The sequence below is a fragment of the Methylobacterium organophilum genome, assembly GCF_022533465.1.
GTDB classification, from domain to species: Bacteria; Pseudomonadota; Alphaproteobacteria; order Rhizobiales; family Beijerinckiaceae; genus Methylobacterium; species Methylobacterium organophilum.
The window spans coordinates 4,117,223-4,135,838 of sequence record NZ_CP092848.1 but is presented as its reverse complement, the minus strand read 5'-3'; the positions used below and the strand labels follow the sequence as shown (position 1 = coordinate 4,135,838).

Genomic DNA, 18,616 nt, shown 5'->3' with positions numbered 1-18,616 from the left:
TGCCCTGCCCCGCCGTGGCAAGGCGGTCGCGGCGCGCCGGTCGCAGACAGGCCGTCGCGACGCCGCCGCCGGCCAACCCGGCCCGAAGGGGCGGCCGAACCCGCTTGTGAGCGTGAAACGCGCGTGCTAGTCACCCGCCACCGCTGACGGATCCACGGAGAGGTGGCAGAGCGGTTGAATGCACCGCACTCGAAATGCGGCATGCCTGCAAGGGCATCGGGGGTTCGAATCCCCCCCTCTCCGCCACATTAATCCCTAGAGCGCCGATCCGGCCGGTGAACCGCCACGCACCCGCGATGTACACGGGATTGTACACGCGTGCGAAGCCGCCACCTGACCCGTAACGGGCGAACTTCCGTCTTCCAGATCCGGGTGCCCAAGGCGCTCGATCCCGCTTTGACCCTGGCGCCGATTCGGATCACCCTCGGGTGCGTGCCGAATTCGCAGGCCCGTCGCATGGCCGACGTGCTCGGCGGCTTGGCGCGCATTGAGTTCGCACGGATCGAGAACACGCCCATGAACGATGCGACGCCTGCCGATGCCAGGCGGCAGGTCGAGGATCGGCTGACCCTCGTCCTGCCGACCCTCCTCGGGCTCGGCGTCCTCGGCCAGAGCAGGCTCTCGCACGAGATTGCGCCGGCCGCGATCGATGGCGTCTTCGACCTGCTGGCGGAGGTCGGGGCGAAGCGTCTCGCAGGCGACGACAAAGCAAGACGTCTGAGACCGGAAGTGCCGATCATCGCGGCGCTGGCGGACGAGAATACGGCGCGCGGGATGCTGGGGCTTGCACCGATCACGCTTCCCCCGAAGCCCGATCCGATCATGGCCGAACTCGTCGCGATCCGGGAGATGATCGGCGGGCAGAAGGGCCCACAAGGTCCCCTTTTCAGCGTGGCCGCCGAGCGCTTCATCACCGGCCGGGTCGAGACCTACGGTGACCCCCGCCATCCGGAAATCGGCTACCTCCGTCACCGGTCTTCGGTGTTCCTTGCGCTCGTTGGCGACAAGCCCGTCGACGCCTATGACCGCACGGACCTGCAGCACTTCGCCAACGAGCTGTCGTGGCTGCCACCCAACATCTCGAAGCAGGAAGGCTACGATCTCGCCAGGGTCGCCGAGTACGTTGCGGCCAACAAGGAGGCCGAGGGACCTGGGTTAGCGGAAAAATCGATCCGCGAGACGTATCTGAGCCGGATCAAGACGATCCTGCGTGAGGCCTGCGCCGACGCCAAGGTGCCCGTCGCCTTCGAGGGCCGGATCGTGATCCCGAAGCGCGCCGCGCCTTCGAAGGCACGCATCGCACCCGACCAAGACGAGTTCGGCAAGGTCGTCGCCGCGGGAGTCGCCTCCGGCATCCTCTCCGATGCCCTGCTGCCGGCCCTCGGTCAACTTACTGGACGGCGGCTGGGTCTGCTCGCCTTCATGCGGCGCGAGAACATTCTGCGCTACAATGGGGTTTGGGTGTACCGCCCTCAATCGCACCAGATGCGGGACGGGCGCTGGGAGCCGGTGCCGTTCAAGACCGGCGAGTCGCTCGGCTTGTTCGTCCTGCACGACTTGTTTGCAGAGTGCGGCTTCATCGAATGGGCGCTTCGAGACGCGGGGCCAGTGTTCCCAATGCTGATGCGAACGGAAGATCCCGCCGACGCGGCACAGAAGCGCATGAAGCGCCTGTATGTGCGGTCGGGCGCTGATCCGCAGCGCTCCAGTACTTTCCATGGCTTGCGCGTCGGCAAGATCCGCAATGACCGTGATCTTGCGTTGCCCGCGCGGGCTGTGCGCCTGCAGGTTGGCCACGAGCTCACCGACGTGCATGAGCGCTACGACGGGCAGATGACCGATGGAGAGCTCAAGGCGTTCGCGACCGCGCCCCTGCCGCCTGGCGTCAATTGGAGCTTGCTCAAGACGATCGACTTCGGCGCATTCGCTGTGCGACAGCCGAAGGGCGGACGACCGCGCCGGTCGTCATTACAATGACGACTGGCTGCCAGCCTGCCTCTGCGCAGGGCGGCCGGCGAGCTAACTTGGCTGAGGCGCCAGGATTCTCACCTAAGCGGCAGCCCGCGTAAGTCGTTGACTCAGCAGCACTAAACGGCGTTACAGCTGCGTTGTCATACATTGATGTGCGACAACGTGCAACTCGTCGTTGGCTCAATATTGCGGACGTCAGTTCGGCTTGGTCAGCATGTAATGAATGGCCGAATGTGGCCGGCTGAGGTTTGCCCTTCAAAGTCGAATTGGAGCTAACTATGAGGTGTAGTCAGAATTCTAGAGGGTGTTACGGACCTACGAGGGCACCAAATTGGCGGCGATGCAGTCCCGCCGTGCCTACCCCTCCGATGTCAGCGATGAAGAATGGGCGCTGGTCGCCCCCTACCTGACCTTGCTTCCCGAAACGGCCGCTCAGCGCGAGCACAGTCTGCGGGAGGTGTTCAACGGGCTGCGCTACGTCGTGCGCTACGGCGTGGCTTGGCGCGCGATGCCCCACGATCTGCCGCCCTGGCACGCCGTGTATGACCAGGCGCAACGCTGGCTGAAAGCGGGCTGCTTCGAGAGTTTGGTCCACGACCTGCGCGCCGTGCTGCGCTTGGCTTCGGACCGGACCGAGGAACCTTCGGCCGTGGTGCTCGACAGCCGGACGCTCCGCTCGACGCCCGAGAGTGGCGCTCGCGCCGCCTGGGACGGACACAAGCGCACCCGCGGTTCGAAGCTGCACGCGGCGGTCGATACGCTCGGCCAAGTGCTGGCGCTGCATGTCACACCCGCCGATGCCGATGACCGCGCCGCCGTGGCCGCGCTGGCTGATGCCGTGCAGGAGGCCACCGGCGACAGCGTGGATCTCGCCTATGTCGATCAGGGCTACACCGGCGAGCGCGCGGCGAAGGCGGCGGCTGATCACGGCATCGCCCTGGAAGTGGTGAAGCTGCCCGAAGCCAAGCGCGGCTTCGTCCTGTTGCCACGCCGGTGGGTGGTCGAGCGCGCCTTCGCCTGGATGGCCCGCTTCCGCCGCTTGGCCCGCGACTACGAACGCCTGCCGGCTACCCTGGCCGGGCTGCACCTCGTCGCCTTCAGCGTCCTACTGCTCCGCAGGGCTGCCGATTTCGCAGCAGTCCGTAACAGCCTCTAGGGCCCGAAGCGAAGTCTACTCAGGATCTCCTGTTCAGCATAACTACTGTTTTCCTCTAACGATGTTGTGAGTTCATCTAAACGATCCCACCTTTTGGTTTGTTCTCTGAGGGCAGAAGACTGAGAGTGATGCGTGATTCTGTATAGCATCGGCATATCGCAGAACCGAATTACTCTATGTCCTTCTATAAGATTACCACTGCCCAATTTCTTGAGGATTGCGTGGTGTAGGGCGTATGCAAAATACCTTTCCGACCTAGTCGGAAATTTGGTTCCGTAATCCGCAAATAATCTCTCCGCAAACGGAACGCCGGAATCGATTCTGTTTGTGAGGGCTGGGTATATTTTTCCTGATGCTCTAACCATATCGGCAATCTTCATGAAATCGCCGTATGCGGTGTCGACATTAAAATCGCCAAAAATTGCCTTCTCCATGAATACTCCCGAAGCATGGATTAGGATTTGATTTTCAATTGAAATTTCTGAAGTATCAGAAGGAGAAGGGGCAAATATAGATCCTATGTTATAATCTTCATGTATCGCTATATAAGCTGTGCTTATACCTATGCGGCGGTATGCAATCACATGCCCAATTTCATGCATGATTACACCCGATTTAGTCTGATGTTTTGCACTGAGTTCTTCGCGGCTCAACATCAGGAGATTTTTCTTGAAGATTTTCATGGCTCAGACCTTCATTTTACTGTAGTTGACGACACTGCTAATAATTGTGCCATTATAATTCTAATGACAAACGTAGCATTTATCGCGAATTTGCAATTTTATAATAATATATTTATTGTGAATCGATATAATTCAGTTCAATAAGTTTTGCACGTCGTTCAATGTAAGTGCATCATCAGCTTTGTCCGACCGGGGCTACAGAGTTGATCAGACTTAAGAAGCGTGGGTCGGAATGAGCCACGGTTTTGTGCAAGCGGATCGGATGGCGCGGATAAGCGGCACTGTTGGCGAACACCAGAAGCTCTCGGCTCGGCATGCTGGTCAGGGCCTGAGCCGGGACCAACCGCGCGGCCTGCGGTGTCAGGGCAATGCTGCGCTGACCCTGCCCCTCGGCGGGCCGGGTCAGCGTCTCGACCCGGGCGGTGTAGTCGCCGAGCGCCCGCGACCAGCGCTCGCTCGCGTCGGGATCGACCGCCGGCACGTCGAACACAGTCACGATCTCGGCGGTGTTGAGGATGGTGTCGGCCCCCGCCTGCCCGTAGAGGCCGACAATCTGCGAACGGTCCTGCCACAGAGTCCAGAGCGAGGCGCCGTAGCCCGGAAGCTCGGCAGATGCAGTCAGGATCTCGGAGAACCGCCCGAGGGCTGCGGCCTCGTCGATCATCACCAAGATGCGTTCGGCCGGCCGGTTGCGGCGCACGCTCGTGAACAGATCGCTGAGGAACCAGCGCAGCAGCGGCGCCAGCAGATCTTTGTACTCGGGCGGCACCGCCACGAACAGATCGACCCGGCCGGTGGCGAGGTCGGCGAAGTCGAAGCTGGTGGCGCCGACGAGATGGCGTAGGCGCGCGTCGGCGAGCCATTGGAAGGCCTGGGCGCAGGTGGCGACGAGCGGGTCGCGGGTCTTCGGATCGGCCTTGAGGATCTCCAGGGCGCTCAGCGCGGCGGGGGCCGGTCGCAAATGTTCGAGTTGCGCGATCAAAGTATCAGGGTCGGCGATCAGCGCCTGGACCTGTGCGACGCTGCGGGTGCCGCGCTTCAGGGTGACTAGGAGTGCACCGGTGATGAGATCGATCGCCCGGTTGCGGAAGTAGGCGGCAGCCTCGCCGTCGCCGCCCGGTTCGGGAAGGAGGGCGGCAGCGGTATGCTGAAGATAGAGCACATCCTCCGGATCGCGGTCAGCAAGGGGATTCCATCGGTCCGTGCCTCCCACGAGGTTCAGCGGATCGAGACAAATGACACGCCTGCCGATGGCGCGGCGCCGCTCGGCCGTAGCCCTGTAAAGTTCGCCCTTCGGATCGAAGACGACCGCGGGCCCGGACCAGGCGTTCGGCTCGGGATAGGCCAGGTTCGGGATCAACGCGCCGGAGGTCTTGCCCTTGCGCGGTGGCGCGATGGTCGCGAGCGTGCCCTGGACGGCGACGCGCACCGCGCGCCCGGTCTCCGGGTCGAGGCCGAGTTCGAGGCCTCGACCCATCGCGGCGCGCTCGGCGGCGGTCGCGAAGCGCGCCCCCCCGAACAGGTCGGAGGCGTCGCGCCGGGGCGCGGCCTTCGATCCGGCGAAGCGCCAGCCGATCATCAAGGCAATCGGTGCGAGCACCGCCATCAGCGTCCAGAAGCCGCTCGCGAACGCCGGCGCGCGGCCGATGAGCATCGCCCAGTACAGTTCCACGATCGCATCGAGCTGCCCGGTGCGCCAGAGCGCGAACCACATGCCCGGGCGCATGGCCTCACTCGGCCAGAGGGTTGGATCGAGCCCGTGCACGACGAGCGCCGCAGTGGGGTAGCCAAGAAGCAGGATCGCGATCGTCAGGACGACGATCTTCAATGCGAAGGACATCGATGGTGGATTCCGTCGATCAGCGGTTTGAGCGCAGGCGAGAGGTCATTCAGCTCAGGGGGCTGTGGCGAGGAGGCTCAAGGGCACGCGCGCCTCCGCGTAGCCGGACTGCGCCACCCAGCTTCGCAGCACACCGTCCGCGCCATCACGGCGCCAAAGCAGTGCGCGGGAACCAGGATCGAGCCGGCCCGCGACGCGCATGCCGTCCGGCATACGCCAGCCGATCGGCTGCGGCTCCGCACCCCGCAGGGTGACCCATCGCTCTGGCGTGCGGTACCAAGCGACTAGTGCCAAGCCGAAAAGCAGTAAGGCACTGCCCAGGCCGAGACCGATTGGCACGAGGCGGTAGGGCAGCCGAGAGCGCCAGATCGCGAGCCGGCTCGCCGTCCCGGCTCGGATCGGCCGATGCGAGGCCTCCGCATTCCGCAGCGAGTCCAACAGCGCCAGGCGGTCTTCCGGCGTGAGTACGGATTCCGCCTCGGCGAGGGCGGCAAAGCGCGCATCGGGTCGCGCCTTTAAAAGCCCGTCAAGCCGACGCTTGCTTACCCGCGCCACCTCCGTCGCCTCGGCCTCGGCCGCCTTAGTGGCGGCAGCGAGGTTGTCCCGCACCGTCTTCGCCGTCGGTGATCCCGAGGCAGATGGAGCCGAGGCGGGCGGGCCCGCGGGGCGCTTCGGTGGAATGGCCACGAGGCTCAGCCCTCGACTAGCCAGAGAGCCGCGGGCTTGACCGCTTCCATCACCGCGAGGCGGAAGGCGGTCAGGTCGCGCAGCATCCGCCCGGCCTGGGCCGGCGAGGTCTCCTTAGCGAGCCTGGCGCGGTCGAGCTTCGGGATGCCGCGGAGCTGCCCCGCCGTGAGCACCTCGCGGGTGGCGTCCTCTAGCTCGAACGCGCGCAAATGGCTCAGCGTCGCCGCACCTGCGACCCGCTTCAGAATGACGGGATCGATCGCGCCGCGCAGCGCGTTCGCCACCACGAAGCTTGCCGCCGCCCAGTCCTTGGCCGCCTGAAGCAGCTTGCCCGCATCCGCCAGCGACCCTGCCTCGGCCGCGACCACCACGACGAGGCCGAGCTCGATCCCGGCCTCACGCAGCGACGCCGCCTCGTCCTTGAGCACGCCGAGCAGGCTCGCCGAGGAATTGGCCCCGAGATCGACCAGCGTCGGACCGGTCACGCTGTAGAGCGCGTTGACGACCGGGTCGAACTCGGCGCGCGCTGCCTTGCCGCCCGAGGCCTCGATCGCCTCGCGGCTGGCGCGCACCGAGAAGTGGCGCACGCTTCCCGGCTCGTTGTCGGCCTTCGCGGTCTTGAACTCCGTAAGGCGCGGGGTCGATTCGACTTCGAGTATCGGCACGTCGGTGACCGCCTCGGCCAGCCCGCGGGTGATCGTGCTCTTGCCGATGCCGCCGGTTTCCTGAGCGACGATAAGAACGCGGGCCATCACTCGGGGTCCTTCCTGAACAGGTGCTTGTGCTTGGTGACGTGATGATCGCGGATTTCGGCCTCGCTCATGGGCGGCTCGCCGGATTCCGGAGGCGAACCGGCCGTGAGCTCGGGGGCGAGCCGGGCTCGCCGTGCGCCGGCATCGGAGGGCGAAGCCGGCGCGGGCCGGCGCGGTGGCAGTGGAGCCGCGGCGAGATCGGGCCGCATGTCGCGCAGAGCCGCCCGCGCGGCCCGGCGGCGGGCCTGCCGGCGCACGCTAGAAATCACGCCGGTCAGCTGCGTGTCGGTGAGCGGGCGCCCGTCGGCGGTGGCGTAACCCTGTGCGGTCAGGCCGGCGGCAATCTCCTTCCAGGTGCTGCCGGAGGCCTTCAGGGCGAGCAGCGCGTCGAGGTTGTCGCGCACCATCGCCATCAGCCCTGTGGCCGCCCGCCCGCCCGGGGCGAGCGTCATGCCGTCGCGCGCCTTGGCGGAGGCGGCGAGGTCGCGCTTGAGGCGGCTGAGGTCGAGGCGGGACTGCATCGGCATGTACGCCGACCTATCAGGCGGTCCCTTGTCGGCCGGTGTGGTGGGGCCGGCAAATGCCAGGGATCACGGCAAGGAATCGTTAGCGCGCGGCTGCATACGGCAGGTAACGGTTGCATCGCGGCTGGACGCGGCAGCAATACGGCAACCCACGGCCAAGTACGGCAGCGATTACGGCTGGGCCACGGTAGCAGAAGGGATATCACACCACACGCACTGAAGTGGCCCGGCGTTAACCGCGCGGCCGTGTCGGCCTCGCCCAACCGCCTCGTCCGTGCCAAGCCTGCCGTCTCGATCCGCGCGCAGCAGGTACGCCGATGGCCCAGGAGGTCAAGCTCACCGTGACCCTGGAAGCGGCGCTCGCCGCCCGGTTGCGAGCCGCCGCGGCCGAGCGCGGCTGGTCCGCCGAGAGCTTGGCCGTCGAGTGCATCGTCCAGCACCTGGAAGTGGCGATCCGTCACCGCGTCCTAGTCGAGCGGATGGAGCAGATCGACGGCGCCATCCTCGAGATGGCCCAGGCGGTCGGCGAACTCGGTGCGCCGTCGGCCGGCATCGACCTGTCCAAGGTCTGCCGCCTGCACAAGGGCGACGGCGTCGCCGATCCGGCGCCGTGACCGCCTCGCTGCACCGGCTCGGTGCCGGTTCGCCGGCAGCGTCGTACTACACCCACGACAGCCAGCGCGAAGCCAAACCCGACAAGCGGGACGAGTACTACCTCTCGGACGGCGGCGGGGTCTGGTGGAGCAGCGGCGAGACGATCGTGCGCCACGGCGCGGCGATCGATGCAGCCTCGTTTCGCGACCTGTGTGCGGGGATCCACCCAGGCACGGGCAAGCCGCTGGTGCGCGGTGCCGGCCCGGGTCACTGGGCGGGCGTCGACTGCACTATGACCCCCGGGAAGAGTGTGTCCGTGCTTTGGATGGCCGGCACGCCCGAGCAACGCGCTGCGATCGAGGCCGCCCATCGCGCCGCCGTCGAGCGGGCGCTGAGTTTTGTCACCGCGGAGGGCCTCGTCACTGTCCGGACCGGCGCCGGCGGTACCGACCAGCATCGCCCGCGCGACCTGATCGTCGGCCGGTTCGATCACTATACAACTCGTGAGGGTGACCCGAATATTCACACGCACTGCGTGTTCATCAATGTCGCTGGTACGCCTGCAAATGCCGGTGCTGGTCGATACAAGTCCCGGACGCATCTAACCATTGAGCCTGAGCGATTATATGCCGCCCAGCTCGGAGTGGGAGCGGCGTACAGGGCGGCCCTCGCCGAAGGGCTGCGCGAGCGGTTCGGCCTGCAGTATCGCGAGGCCGGACGCGGGCAGTGGGAGGTCGCCGGCCTGCCGGAGACGTTACTCGCGGCCTTTTCCAAGCGCTCGCAGCAGATCCTAGCCTATGCGGGCACGGGCGCCAGCAGCGCCCAGCGCGAGATCGCCGCCTTGGCGACCCGCCGGGGCAAGGAGGAGTTGCCGACCGGGCCGGAGCTGGAGGCACGCTGGCGCGCGGAACTCGCCGCCTGCGTGATCGATCCGTGGCTGGCCGCGCGTCACCTTGAGCGCGACTCCGCCCTCGTGCTGACCGCCGAGCGCGATCGGGAGCGGGAGACCCCGTTCGAGCCGCCCGAGATCCCCGGCGACGGTGCGGTGGCACGCGCCGCCTCGGCCTTGTTCCGGCACGAGAGCGTCGTGGCGCGCAAGGATCTGCTCCAGCGCGCCCTGGAGGTCGCGGGCCTCGCCGGCGTCGGGGTCGACGCCGTGGAGGCGGAGCTCGCCCAGCTCGAACGGGATGGCGCGCTGCTGCCGCTGGCCGACGCCGCGATGGTCCCGGGTGCCAGCGCGTGCTGGACCAGCCCGGGCATCGCCGCTTGCGAGGCGGCGATGCTGCGCGCGGCCGATCGTCCCCTGGAGCGGACCTGGATTACGCCCGAGGCGGTCGAGGATGCGCTGGAGCATGCGCCTCACCTCAGCGCCGAGCAGGGCGAAGCCGTGCGCCACGCCGCCGGTCGGGACGGGGTGTCGCTGCTGCAGGCCGGTGCGGGGACCGGCAAGACCACGACGGCGGCCGCCCTGGTGGCCGCCGCCCGCGGCTCCGGTCTCCGGGTGATCGGCCTCGCCCCGTCGTGGGTGGCCGCCGACGAGCTCGGGCGCTCGACCGGGATCCCGGCGCAGGCGATCGCGCGCTGGCGCCAGGACCGGACGCTGACAGCAGGTCCGGATACCGCCAACCGCCCCGACCGGCCGGCGCTGCTCGACGCCGGTACCCTGGTGCTGGTCGATGAGGCGGGGATGGTCGCGACCCGCGACATGGAGGCCGTGCTGAGCGCGGCCCGGTCGGCCGGGGCGAAGGTGGTTCTGATCGGCGATCGGCGCCAGCTCGCCTCGGTCGGGGGCGCGAGCGCTCTGCGGGCGGTCGCCGATGTGGTCGGGCGCTCTGTGGTGCTCGAACAGGTCCGCCGGCAGACGGTGGAGTGGCAGCGCGCGGCCTCGGTGCTGATGGCGCGCGGCGAGGTCGAGGCGGGCTTGCGCGCCTACTCGGCCCGGGACCAGATCGAGCTGGTCGCCGGCGCCGAGGCTGCGCAGGCGCGCGTGCTCGCGATCTGGACCGAACAGCGCGCGGCGCAGGGCGAGGACGTGCTGATCGTGACCCGGCGCAACGCCGACGCTGCAGCGCTGAATATCCGGGCGCGGGCCGTGCTGCGGACAGAGGGACACCTCGGTCCCGATGTGGTCACCCTGCCGGCGCGCGACCGTGACGACAGGCCAGTGCCGCTCGCTCTCGCTGTCGGCGATAGCCTTCGCATCGGCGAGAGCCTGCCGCATCTCGGGTTGCGCAACGGCAATCGCGCCCGGGTCGAGGGGATCACAGTCGAGCCGGAGGGAGGAGCACGCCTGCGCCTGGCGCTGGAGGATGGTCGCGCGCTGGAGGTGGCGTGGTCGGATCTGGCGCAACAGCCGCGGTTCGGCCGGAAGCGGCCGCAGCCCAGGATCGTGCATGCCTATGCGGGCACGGCCTACGCGGCGCAAGGCCGGACCTCGTCCGCGGCGGTGATGTATGTCGGGGCGGCGACCGACGCGCGCGAGCTCTATGTCGGCCTGACCCGGCACCGGCACGAGGCCAGGGTGGTGGTCGAGCGCGACCGGCTCGACGCCCTGTGCCGGCAACGTCAGGCGGATGCGTGGATGCCGGCCACCGACGCGATGGTGCTGGAGCGCCTGTTCCGTGAGGCGCGGAACTACAGCGAGAAGGCCAACGTAGTCGATCACGCCGCCGACCGGGTGGCTTTCGTGCGGGATGGATCGCTGGAAACGCGCGAGCCCATCGGCCAAGGGGTCGACGTGCCGCGCGTGATGCGCGCGGCGCGGCTTTTACGTGAGGCGATGTCGTGGCTTGGCGTCGAGCCGCTCATCGTGCCGACGTGGCGGCTGGTGGATGCCTACGGGCGTCGTCTGACGCAGGCACCGGCCCGGGCGACGCGCGCTTTGGTCGACGAGCTCGCCCGCCGCCTCGATCGCCCCGATCCGCTACTCGACCGTGAGCGGGGTCGCCACATCGAGCGATGATAAGGCTGAATGCAGAGTGCAAAAAACGATTTCGTTGCCAGCAGTGCTAGCAACGCCTACGATCGGAGCATGGCCGTTTCCCACGCACCCAGCGCGACGATCACGATCGGTAATCTTGACGGGCGGGTGAAGAAGCGGCTTCGCGGGCGCGCTGCTATGAATGGCCGATCAATGGAAGCCGAGGTGCGTTCAATCTTCTCGGACACGCTCGGCACCGAGGCAGTCGAGTCGGTGAATTTGGCGGAAGCGATCCGCCGGCGGGTCGCGCCGCTTCGTGGCATTGAGCTTGAAGATCATCCAGCCATCTCGCTCGGTGAGCCGCTCGGATGGTGCTCTAAGATTACAGTTGCATCCTTCTTCTGAGATGCGCCTGTCGAGCGGCAGCTTGGTGGGCGCGCCGCCAGGCTGACCAGGCGAGCACGAGGGCGGGCTCAATGCGCCGCTGCGCCAGCCGCATCGCCACGCGCCGGATCTCTTGGATGGACCACGGCACCGGCGAGCTTGGCGATGAGCGTCGTTTTTGGGGGCGGACTGTTGGCCAAGTGGCGCACCCGCGCCAGCATCGCGAAGGCCAGCATCACCAAGCTGACGTGCCGGTGCCAGCCGTGCCACGAGCGGCTCTCGTTGTGGGCCAATCCGAGTTCCGTCTTGGCGGTCTGGAACGCGTCCTCGATCGCCCAGCGCCGGCCTTCCACCATCACCAGCTTCTCGACCGGCGTGCCGGCCGGGCACCAGGTGGTGAAGTACGCGAGCGCCCCGTCCGACAGGCTGCGCCGCACCAGCAGGCCGCGCGTCCACAAGCTCTGATCGAGCGCGGCGTCGAGCGCGTCGGCCCGGAGCGTGGCCAGCGGCAGATAGGCCCAGTCAAACAGGCGTGGTCCCTTGATTCCGGCTCCGGCCGAGAGGCGCAGCCAGTCCTGGTCGGGGATGCCCTTGGCGATCTCCGCGGCGGTGCCCGCGACGTCGAGGTGTGCGTTCCAGGACCAGAAGTGATGCTGACCGGTAACGCCCAGCACGTAGCCCTTGTAGGCGCGCCGCAGAGCCAGCTCGATCTCGCCCACGCCGTAGATGCTGTCGACCGCCATCCAGGCAAACGGCACCTCTGCCTGGATGGCCCGCTCGATCATGGTCTGCGCCAGCTGCGGCTTGGTGGCGAACGTGATCGCCTCGGGCACATGCGCTGCTTGCCTTCGGGCTGGATCGCCGGTCCAGGCTTTGGGCAGGTACAGGCGACGGTCGATGAAGGCATGGCCCTGATCCGAGACGTAAGCGGCAAACACCCCGGTCTGGCAGTTGGTGATCTTACCGGCCGAGCCTGTGTACTGCCGGCCCACACCGCATGAGGCTTTGCCCTGTTTGAGAAAACCGGTCTCGTCGATCACGAGAACCGCGTCGGGTGCGGCAAGCGTCTCGACGACGTAGTCACGCACGACATCGCGCAACGCCTCCGCATCCCAGTGCGTGCGACCGAGGATGGCCTGCTGGCGCCAGGGACCCGGGTCCCCGGCAGCCTCAGCCCGCATCCAGCCGGTTTTGCGCCGCTCACCCCCGAGCAGGCCGTCCAAGAAAGCGTTAACCGAGGCGGCGACACTCGGGGCGGCGAACAAGGGGCGGATGCGCTGTTTGGCCTGTCGTAGCGTCCTGGACCAGAGCTCCAGCGTGGATTGGAGCGAGGCTTAGGACATCGCGCTCTCCCATCCGAAACCTCTCAGATAGGAGCCTTTCCCTTCAACTGTAATGCTAAAAGCGTGGGACAAAACTGGTGTGAGTGGGTTGGGAGCGTATGGACGCTCTCGTTCCCGACGACCTGTGGGCAGTGATCGAGCCGCTTCTGCCGTTTGAGCCTGAGAAGCCGAAAGGCGGTCGACCGCGCACCTCGGATCGGGCGGCGCTGGCTGGCATCATCCTGGTTCTGCGCACGGGCATGCAGTGGAAGCTGTCAGCGGGCGTTGAATACTGGTTCTTCCGCACTTCGTGCGGCGCGGAACGACAGGTCAGATCGCTATGAGGGCGCGCTGGCGCAACAGCGCGAAGCCCGCGCGGCCGAACATCGTGCGCTTGAGCATCTTCTGCCTACCGATCTGCCCCTCCACCGGACTCGTCGACCAGGGCGTCGTGATCGTGCCGCGTAACGCGTCCCTGTCGCCCTCGAGGCCGACGGCGAACTTCGCCAGCGGCGTCGCAGCCGCCGCCGCGAACCAAGCCTCCAGGCTCTCGCCCGAGCGCCGTCGCACGAGGTCGGCAAAGCGCGTCGCGACGGCCACGCTCTTCGCCAGATCGGGTGCCTCTACCCGTAAGCGATCGAGGAAGCGGCGATCGTCCGCAACGAGCGTGCTCGGGTCCGCCTGCAGAAGCCACGCCGTCCGGTTGATCGACGGGGGCCGCCATGGCGGCGCGCTCGTCGAGCCGGGCGTGGCGTCCATCACGTCCGTGCTCGCGCGACGCCGCCGCATCGCCCAATCCCGCACCATACGCGGACGGATGTCGGCGCCCGCGTGGATCAGCCCGCGGGCGAGTTCGGCGGCGTTGCGGCAGCCGGCCTGCCAGCGCGCCTCGAGATGATCGCGGTAGGGGTCGAGGATCGTCGGCACGATGCGGCGTCGCTGCCAGGAGGGCGGTGCGTCCTGGCGCAGCCAGACCCGCACCGTCTTGCGATCGAGATCCAGAGCGCGAGCCATGCCGGCCACCGAGGCGCCGGCCTCGGACAGCCGCTTGAGCTCGGAGTGCCGAGCCCGACGCGGCGCGTGCGTCGCCTGCTTCCGAACCTCGATCGCCGTCGGCGGCCGCGCGGCTCCCGCCACAGCCCGCGCCGCCTCGACCTCGTAATCGACGCGCGCACGACCGACGGCGCGGATCACGCCATGATGATGGGCAACGATCGCATGCAGGGCGACGCTAAGGTTACGCAGCAGGTGAAAACGATCGAGCACGTGCTGGGCTTGCGGCGCGCCCGCGCGGGCGCCCTCGGCGAAGACGTCGGCGCGGTCGCGAGCGATGACCTCGATGCCCGGATGGGCGCGCAGCCACGCGGCGACGCTCCCGGCGTCCCGGTCGGGCAGGAGATCGAGGACGGTGTGACGTTCGAGGTCGACGACCATAGTGCCGTAGCTGCGCCCGCGCCGCCAAGCCCACTCGTCGATGCCGACGACGCGCGGCTCGGGTTGCGTCGGCAGTGGCGCCGCACGCACGAGGCGCACGAGGGTATCGCCACTCACCGGCATCGCGAGACGATGCGCCATACGGGCGGCGGGCGCACCACCGAGGGCGAGACCGAGATGGCGCTGGAGCACGCGCAGCCGCTCGGACCGGCGGGCGTGAGAGACGGCGACGTCACCAACGCTCTCGCTGAAGGTCCGCCGCGGACAGGCTGGGTTCGCACAGCGGAAGCGTTGCAGCCGGAGGCGCAGGCGGACGGACCGGCCCTGCTAGGGAAAATCGGCGAGGGTGCGCTCGCAATGACCGTGCTTGCGCCCTGCTGACGATCGACAGGTGGGACAGCGCGTCGGGCTCGGGCGGGGTACAACGCGCACGATGAGCGGGTCGGTCGCCGGCTCGATGCCGACGACGTTCAAGCCATCGGGCACGAGGGGCAGGATACGGCGGGGCATGGCGTCCTCCGGAAAGCCGATCTCCGGAGATGGGGCACGTCACGCCGGCCGGCACACTTCGCCACACGAAGTGCGGAAGAACCAGACTTCGGTGCCCGTTGATAGAAGCACCTGCCGCGTTTTGAGGTGGGCTGCAGCGGCAAAACGAGTTGGCGGCGGCTCGGCACGTGGCAGGCAGCCGGTGTTTGGGCCGCCCTGCACCGCGTGATGATGGAGCAGCTTCAGGACGCCGATGCGCTCAACTGGTCGCGCGCGGCCCTCGACAGTAGGAGCCTGCCGGCAAAACGTATGGCCCGCCCCGTCCGCAAGTGGCTCTGGATCCGCTGGTCTGAGCAGTCTGCATAAACGTATCCGGCCTTCGGGCGAGCCCTTGGCCAAGATGGAGATCCGCGCGTCCTGGGCCTCATAAAGGGGTCGGCGTCGAGCGCCATTTTTGCCGGGAGGCTTCCAGAACACCGATCTACTGTCAGGCCATCTTCCTCTCACCGCTCGCAGACATCGGAAGGCCGGCGCGCGCCGCGCCAGCCAAACTCGGATCAGGCGGCCACGGCCGTCGCCTCGTAGACGCGCCCGTGGCGCAGCAGCGCCCAGACGATGCGCGCCATCTTCGCCGCCAGCGCCACTACCGCCGTGTTGGCATGCGCCCGCGCCAGAAGCCCGCGCAGCCACTGCCCGAGCCGCGTATCACTTTGCCGGAGCGTCGGCATCGCCGCCCGGGCACCCTGGATGAGCGTTTTGCGCAGGTACTTGCTGCCGCGCTTGGTGATGCCGACCAGCCGGGGCTTCCCGCCGGTCGTCACCTGCCGCGGTACGAGGCCGAGCCAGGCGGCGAGGTCGCGTCCGCGGGCGAAGCTTGCCACGTCGCCGATGGCCGCAATCAGCGCGGTCGCATTGAGCGCGCCGATGCCTGGGATGGTGGTCAGCCGACGCGCGTTCTCGTCCGTGCGCGCCTGCTCGGCGAACTCAGCATCGAGCGCGGCGATACGCCGGTCGAGGCCCTGCCAACGCTCGCGCACCTCAGCCACGAGGGTGCGCATGCGCGGTGTGAGCGAGGAGCCCGCTCTTGTGTCGAGTAACGCAGCCAGACAGGCGGCCAGCTTGGCCCGCCCTTGCGCGACGACATGGCCGCGCTCCAGAAGGATGGCGCGGACTTGGTTCATCAGCGCCGTGCGCTCGCCCACGAGCTGGTCCCGGACCCGGTGCAGGGTTTGCACGTCGAGCTGCGCCTCGGACTTGAGCGCCACGAACCGCATCGTCGGGCGGGTGGCCGCCTCGGCGATGGCTTCGGCATCGCGGTCGTCGTTCTTCTGCGCCTTGACGTACGGGCGCACGTATTCCGGCGACATCAGCCGGACCGTGTGTCCCTGCTCTACGAGGGCGCGGCCCATGTGGTGCGCACCGCAGCACGCTTCCATGGCCACGACGCACCCCGGCAGCTTCGCGCCGAAGGCGATCACCGTCTCGCGCCGCATCTGGCGGCGCAGCACGACCCGCCCGCTCGCATCCAGCCCGACAAGGCTGCAGCTGTTCTTGCCCAGATCGATCCCCAGCACCGCGATCGTCATCGTTCCGCTCCATCCCTCATCTCGGCCGCGCTGCAAGCCTAGCAGTGCAGCCCGGTGAGGGGCGGGCCATCCATAAAGGGGGCTCCGCGACGGGCCCGAACCCGACGGACCGGGGCAAGCCGGGGACGAAGCGCCACCTCGTCGTGGACGCCAACGGCACGCCGCTCGGCCTGACGCTGACCGGGGCCAACTGCAACGACAGCCGTATGCTTGCGGCTACCCTCGACGCGGTGCCGGGCGTGCGCACGGGCCGCCGGGGCCGTCCGCGGCGCAGACCGGACAAGCTGCACGCCGACAAAGGCTACGATCATCGTCGCTGCCGGCACGAGTGCCGGGCACGCGGGATCGTGCCACGGATCGCTCGGCGTGGGGTGGAGAGCCGCGAGCGGCTCGGGCGCTATCGCTGGGTCGTTGTTTGATCGCGTTGCAGGCGTCAAGTTGGACGAGAGCGGTCGCCGCCGGATCGTGGTTGTTTCCGCGGTCGGCCCCTCTGACCGCCGCACCATGCGTCTCGAAGCGAGGCTCACCATGTCGAACGCGCGGTCCGGCTCGACACCGGCCGCAAGACCCGACCCCGGGATGGCCCTGCTCGCGTCCCGGCGGGGACGCCCTTGTCCGCCTCACGCTGGCGGAACTCGATGAACGGTACCCGTGCGTGCGTTCAGTACGTGCCTCACGCGGCAGCCGGCGGCCACGGCTGGAACGGTGTTCCCGCTCGCCACATCGCGTGCAACACGACCGCGAGTTTGCGCGCCACCGCGACGGCGGCGTGCTTGAAGCCCATGCGCTCGGCCAGTGCCCGTCCCCAAGTCTTCAGGGCCGAGTCCTGCCGCACGCGCACCAACAGGCTGGCCGCCGCCTCGAACAGGTAGCTTCGCATCAGCCGGTCGCCGCGACGCGAGATCCCGCCCGTCCGGTCGATCTCGCCGGACTGACGGCGGACCGGCGTCAGCCCGAGATAGGCCCCAACGGAGCGTGAGTGGCGGAAGTGCTCGGGCGCCTCGATGGCGGCCGCAAAGCTCGTGGCGACGATGACCCCAACGCCGGGGCAAGTCATCAGCAGGCGGCAGGTCGCATCGCCCCTGGCCAAGGTGATGAGCCGTCGATCCAGGACACCGATCTGGCCGCGCACGGCGCGCCATGCCGCCAAGAGCGGCTCGACGATGACGGCGACGGTCGGACGGGACGCGATGAGGTCTTGCACCCGGATCTCGAAGGCCCGCCCCGCTCCCTTGCCGGCCATCAAACCGAACGTCTTGAGCGTGCTGCGGATCTGATTGGACAGGTCAACCGCTACGCCCATGAGCTGGGCGCGGGCGCCGATGAGGTGGCGCACGGCATGGGCGGCGTAGCTTTTGACGCGGGCCTCGCGGTACCAACCCATGCGTACGAGTTGCGCCAGCGTCTCTGCATCGCGCGCGTCGGTCTTGTTCCGCTGCAGGGCCGTGGCGGCTCGCGCATGCCTCGCATCCAGGCAGACGATGGGCAGGCCGAGCGCCTTGCAGGTGTGGTAGATCCAAGGGGTCAGCGGCCCCGTCTCCAGGCCGACGCGCAGGAGATCGGGGGCGTGACTCCGCAAAGTCGTGGTGAGCACATCCGGATCGCTGGCGCGTTTGCCGCGCCAGACCGTGGCTCCGGTCTCGTCGATAACGTGGATGGCGGTCTCTTCGTTGGAGACATCGAGGGCGCCGTATTGGGGCATGGAGGCGCTCCGATGCAGGTAAGGACGCGGCCATCAGACCGCATCGCGTCACCCTCAGCAGCCTTCAATTCCGGCTCGGGTCGCGATCAGCGCATGTCGAGCGCGCCTTCGCCTGGATGGCCCGCTTCCGCCGGCGGGCCATCCGCTACGAACGGCGCGCCGACCTCCATCTCGCCTTTACCACCGTCACCTGCGCCCTCATCTGCCGCAAACAGGTCAAACGGTTTTGTCCCTGACTTTAATTGACCAAGAGCGCGAGACGGTTCAAACTATGAATTGCTAGGATTTTAGGCAGTGATCAGACATGTTGTGTCGATGGTTGCTGATTTTGTTGGCGTCGAGCGTCTCTGCCGAAGCGCACCCCAGCGCTTCGCAAGGTGACGTGGGCACACCGCAGACGCTCACCGAACCCGTGTACGTCAGGCCTATCTATGGCGCCTATCGCCGGTGCGGAGGCGCCTGCCTCAAGAGCGGGTTGCTGACGTGGTTCTGTGGGACAAAGACGATCTGCATTCTCAACTGCGCGACTGGCCCCCCCGCCAGGCGCTGCGCGTCACGTTGAGCCGCTTCGA

Annotated in this window: 14 protein-coding genes, 1 tRNA gene and 4 pseudogenes; 10 read left to right on the top strand and 9 right to left on the bottom strand. The window is 67.6% G+C overall.

Going from position 1 to position 18,616, the window contains the following annotated elements:
- Positions 1–156 precede the first annotated feature (156 nt).
- From MMB17_RS19540 to MMB17_RS19530, 3 genes are all read left to right on the top strand, one after another.
- Positions 157–246, top strand: a tRNA-Ser gene (locus MMB17_RS19540).
- 72 nt (positions 247–318) lie between these two features.
- Positions 319–1,977 (top strand): site-specific integrase, encoded by a 1,659-nt coding sequence (locus MMB17_RS19535; RefSeq protein WP_241099972.1) that lies wholly within the window; start codon positions 319–321, stop codon positions 1,975–1,977.
- A 334-nt stretch (positions 1,978–2,311) separates the two neighbouring features.
- On the top strand, positions 2,312–3,127 hold the full coding sequence (locus MMB17_RS19530; RefSeq protein WP_048444039.1) for an IS5 family transposase: 816 nt from the start codon (positions 2,312–2,314) through the stop codon (positions 3,125–3,127).
- On the opposite strand, the gene MMB17_RS19525 is transcribed toward MMB17_RS19530, so the two are convergent.
- From MMB17_RS19525 to MMB17_RS19505, 5 genes are all read right to left on the bottom strand, one after another.
- Positions 3,124–3,810, bottom strand: coding sequence for a hypothetical protein (locus MMB17_RS19525; protein WP_135417729.1), 687 nt, complete (start codon positions 3,808–3,810; stop codon positions 3,124–3,126). The genes MMB17_RS19530 and MMB17_RS19525 overlap by 4 nt on opposite strands.
- A 175-nt stretch (positions 3,811–3,985) precedes the next feature.
- The gene (locus tag MMB17_RS19520) at positions 3,986–5,650 is read right to left on the bottom strand and encodes a type IV secretory system conjugative DNA transfer family protein (protein WP_048444040.1); all 1,665 of its coding nucleotides are present in this window, start codon (positions 5,648–5,650) and stop codon (positions 3,986–3,988) included.
- 54 nt (positions 5,651–5,704) lie between these two features.
- Positions 5,705–6,259, bottom strand: a complete 555-nt coding sequence (locus MMB17_RS19515; RefSeq protein ID WP_048444041.1) for a hypothetical protein — start codon at positions 6,257–6,259, stop codon at positions 5,705–5,707.
- Between the two features lie 83 nt (positions 6,260–6,342).
- Positions 6,343–7,089, bottom strand: a complete 747-nt coding sequence (locus MMB17_RS19510; RefSeq protein WP_048444042.1) for a P-loop NTPase family protein — start codon at positions 7,087–7,089, stop codon at positions 6,343–6,345.
- Positions 7,089–7,616, bottom strand: a complete 528-nt coding sequence (locus MMB17_RS19505; protein WP_048444043.1) for a hypothetical protein — start codon at positions 7,614–7,616, stop codon at positions 7,089–7,091. Before MMB17_RS19505 ends, MMB17_RS19510 begins: the two co-directional genes overlap by 1 nt.
- A gap of 314 nt (positions 7,617–7,930) precedes the next feature.
- Here MMB17_RS19505 and MMB17_RS19500 point away from each other — a divergent pair, with 314 nt between their 5' ends.
- From MMB17_RS19500 to MMB17_RS19490, 3 genes are all read left to right on the top strand, one after another.
- On the top strand, positions 7,931–8,227 hold the full coding sequence (locus MMB17_RS19500) for a hypothetical protein (RefSeq protein WP_048444044.1): 297 nt from the start codon (positions 7,931–7,933) through the stop codon (positions 8,225–8,227).
- The gene (gene mobF, locus MMB17_RS19495; RefSeq protein ID WP_048444045.1) at positions 8,224–11,169 is read left to right on the top strand and encodes a MobF family relaxase; all 2,946 of its coding nucleotides are present in this window, start codon (positions 8,224–8,226) and stop codon (positions 11,167–11,169) included. The genes MMB17_RS19500 and mobF overlap by 4 nt, the downstream gene beginning before the upstream one ends.
- A 69-nt stretch (positions 11,170–11,238) precedes the next feature.
- Positions 11,239–11,532 carry a FitA-like ribbon-helix-helix domain-containing protein gene (locus MMB17_RS19490; protein ID WP_083469131.1) on the top strand — a complete coding sequence of 98 codons (294 nt, stop codon included), beginning with the start codon at positions 11,239–11,241 and terminating at the stop codon, positions 11,530–11,532.
- A 68-nt stretch (positions 11,533–11,600) separates the two neighbouring features.
- Here MMB17_RS19490 and MMB17_RS19485 read toward each other — a convergent pair whose 3' ends face one another.
- Positions 11,601–12,827, bottom strand: a complete 1,227-nt coding sequence (locus tag MMB17_RS19485) for an IS701 family transposase (RefSeq protein WP_238235811.1) — start codon at positions 12,825–12,827, stop codon at positions 11,601–11,603.
- Between the two features lie 125 nt (positions 12,828–12,952).
- On the opposite strand from MMB17_RS19485, the pseudogene MMB17_RS19480 reads away from it, so the two are divergent.
- Positions 12,953–13,105 (top strand): annotated as a pseudogene (locus MMB17_RS19480) (transposase); the annotation flags it as partial.
- 58 nt (positions 13,106–13,163) lie between these two features.
- Here the strand turns inward: MMB17_RS19480 and MMB17_RS19475 are convergent.
- Positions 13,164–14,564: an ISL3 family transposase gene (locus tag MMB17_RS19475; RefSeq protein ID WP_236012924.1), complete on the bottom strand. Its 1,401-nt coding sequence runs from the start codon at positions 14,562–14,564 to the stop codon at positions 13,164–13,166.
- 318 nt (positions 14,565–14,882) lie between these two features.
- Here MMB17_RS19475 and MMB17_RS19470 point away from each other — a divergent pair.
- Positions 14,883–15,065: pseudogene (locus MMB17_RS19470) on the top strand (IS5/IS1182 family transposase); the annotation flags it as partial.
- A gap of 248 nt (positions 15,066–15,313) precedes the next feature.
- On the opposite strand, the gene MMB17_RS19465 reads toward MMB17_RS19470, so the two are convergent.
- Positions 15,314–16,342 (bottom strand): IS110 family RNA-guided transposase, encoded by a 1,029-nt coding sequence (locus MMB17_RS19465; RefSeq protein WP_048444047.1) that lies wholly within the window; start codon positions 16,340–16,342, stop codon positions 15,314–15,316.
- A 74-nt stretch (positions 16,343–16,416) separates the two neighbouring features.
- On the opposite strand from MMB17_RS19465, the pseudogene MMB17_RS19460 reads away from it, so the two are divergent.
- Positions 16,417–16,755 (top strand): annotated as a pseudogene (locus MMB17_RS19460) (transposase); the annotation flags it as partial.
- A 260-nt stretch (positions 16,756–17,015) separates the two neighbouring features.
- Here the strand turns inward: MMB17_RS19460 and MMB17_RS19455 are convergent.
- Complete coding sequence (locus tag MMB17_RS19455) at positions 17,016–18,044, bottom strand: IS110 family RNA-guided transposase (protein WP_048444048.1); 1,029 nt, start codon at positions 18,042–18,044, stop codon at positions 17,016–17,018.
- Positions 18,045–18,136: 92 nt separating this feature from the next.
- On the opposite strand from MMB17_RS19455, the pseudogene MMB17_RS19450 reads away from it, so the two are divergent.
- A pseudogene (locus MMB17_RS19450) lies at positions 18,137–18,280 on the top strand (IS5/IS1182 family transposase); the annotation flags it as partial.
- Positions 18,281–18,616 lie beyond the last annotated feature (336 nt).

Excerpts from the sequence above, each read along its gene's own strand:
- MMB17_RS19510 (WP_048444042.1), bottom strand. The coding sequence starts at position 7,089 with ATGGCCCGCGTTCTTATCGTCGCTCAGGAAACCGGCGGCATCGGCAAG.
- MMB17_RS19500 (WP_048444044.1), top strand. The coding sequence starts at position 7,931 with ATGGCCCAGGAGGTCAAGCTCACCGTGACCCTGGAAGCGGCGCTCGCC.
- MMB17_RS19525 (WP_135417729.1), bottom strand. The coding sequence starts at position 3,810 with ATGAAAATCTTCAAGAAAAATCTCCTGATGTTGAGCCGCGAAGAACTC.
- MMB17_RS19505 (WP_048444043.1), bottom strand. The coding sequence starts at position 7,616 with ATGCCGATGCAGTCCCGCCTCGACCTCAGCCGCCTCAAGCGCGACCTC.
- MMB17_RS19530 (WP_048444039.1), top strand. The coding sequence starts at position 2,312 with ATGCAGTCCCGCCGTGCCTACCCCTCCGATGTCAGCGATGAAGAATGG.
- MMB17_RS19465 (WP_048444047.1), bottom strand. The coding sequence starts at position 16,342 with ATGACGATCGCGGTGCTGGGGATCGATCTGGGCAAGAACAGCTGCAGC.
- MMB17_RS19455 (WP_048444048.1), bottom strand. The coding sequence starts at position 18,044 with ATGCCCCAATACGGCGCCCTCGATGTCTCCAACGAAGAGACCGCCATC.
- MMB17_RS19520 (WP_048444040.1), bottom strand. The coding sequence starts at position 5,650 with ATGTCCTTCGCATTGAAGATCGTCGTCCTGACGATCGCGATCCTGCTT.
- MMB17_RS19490 (WP_083469131.1), top strand. The coding sequence starts at position 11,239 with ATGGCCGTTTCCCACGCACCCAGCGCGACGATCACGATCGGTAATCTT.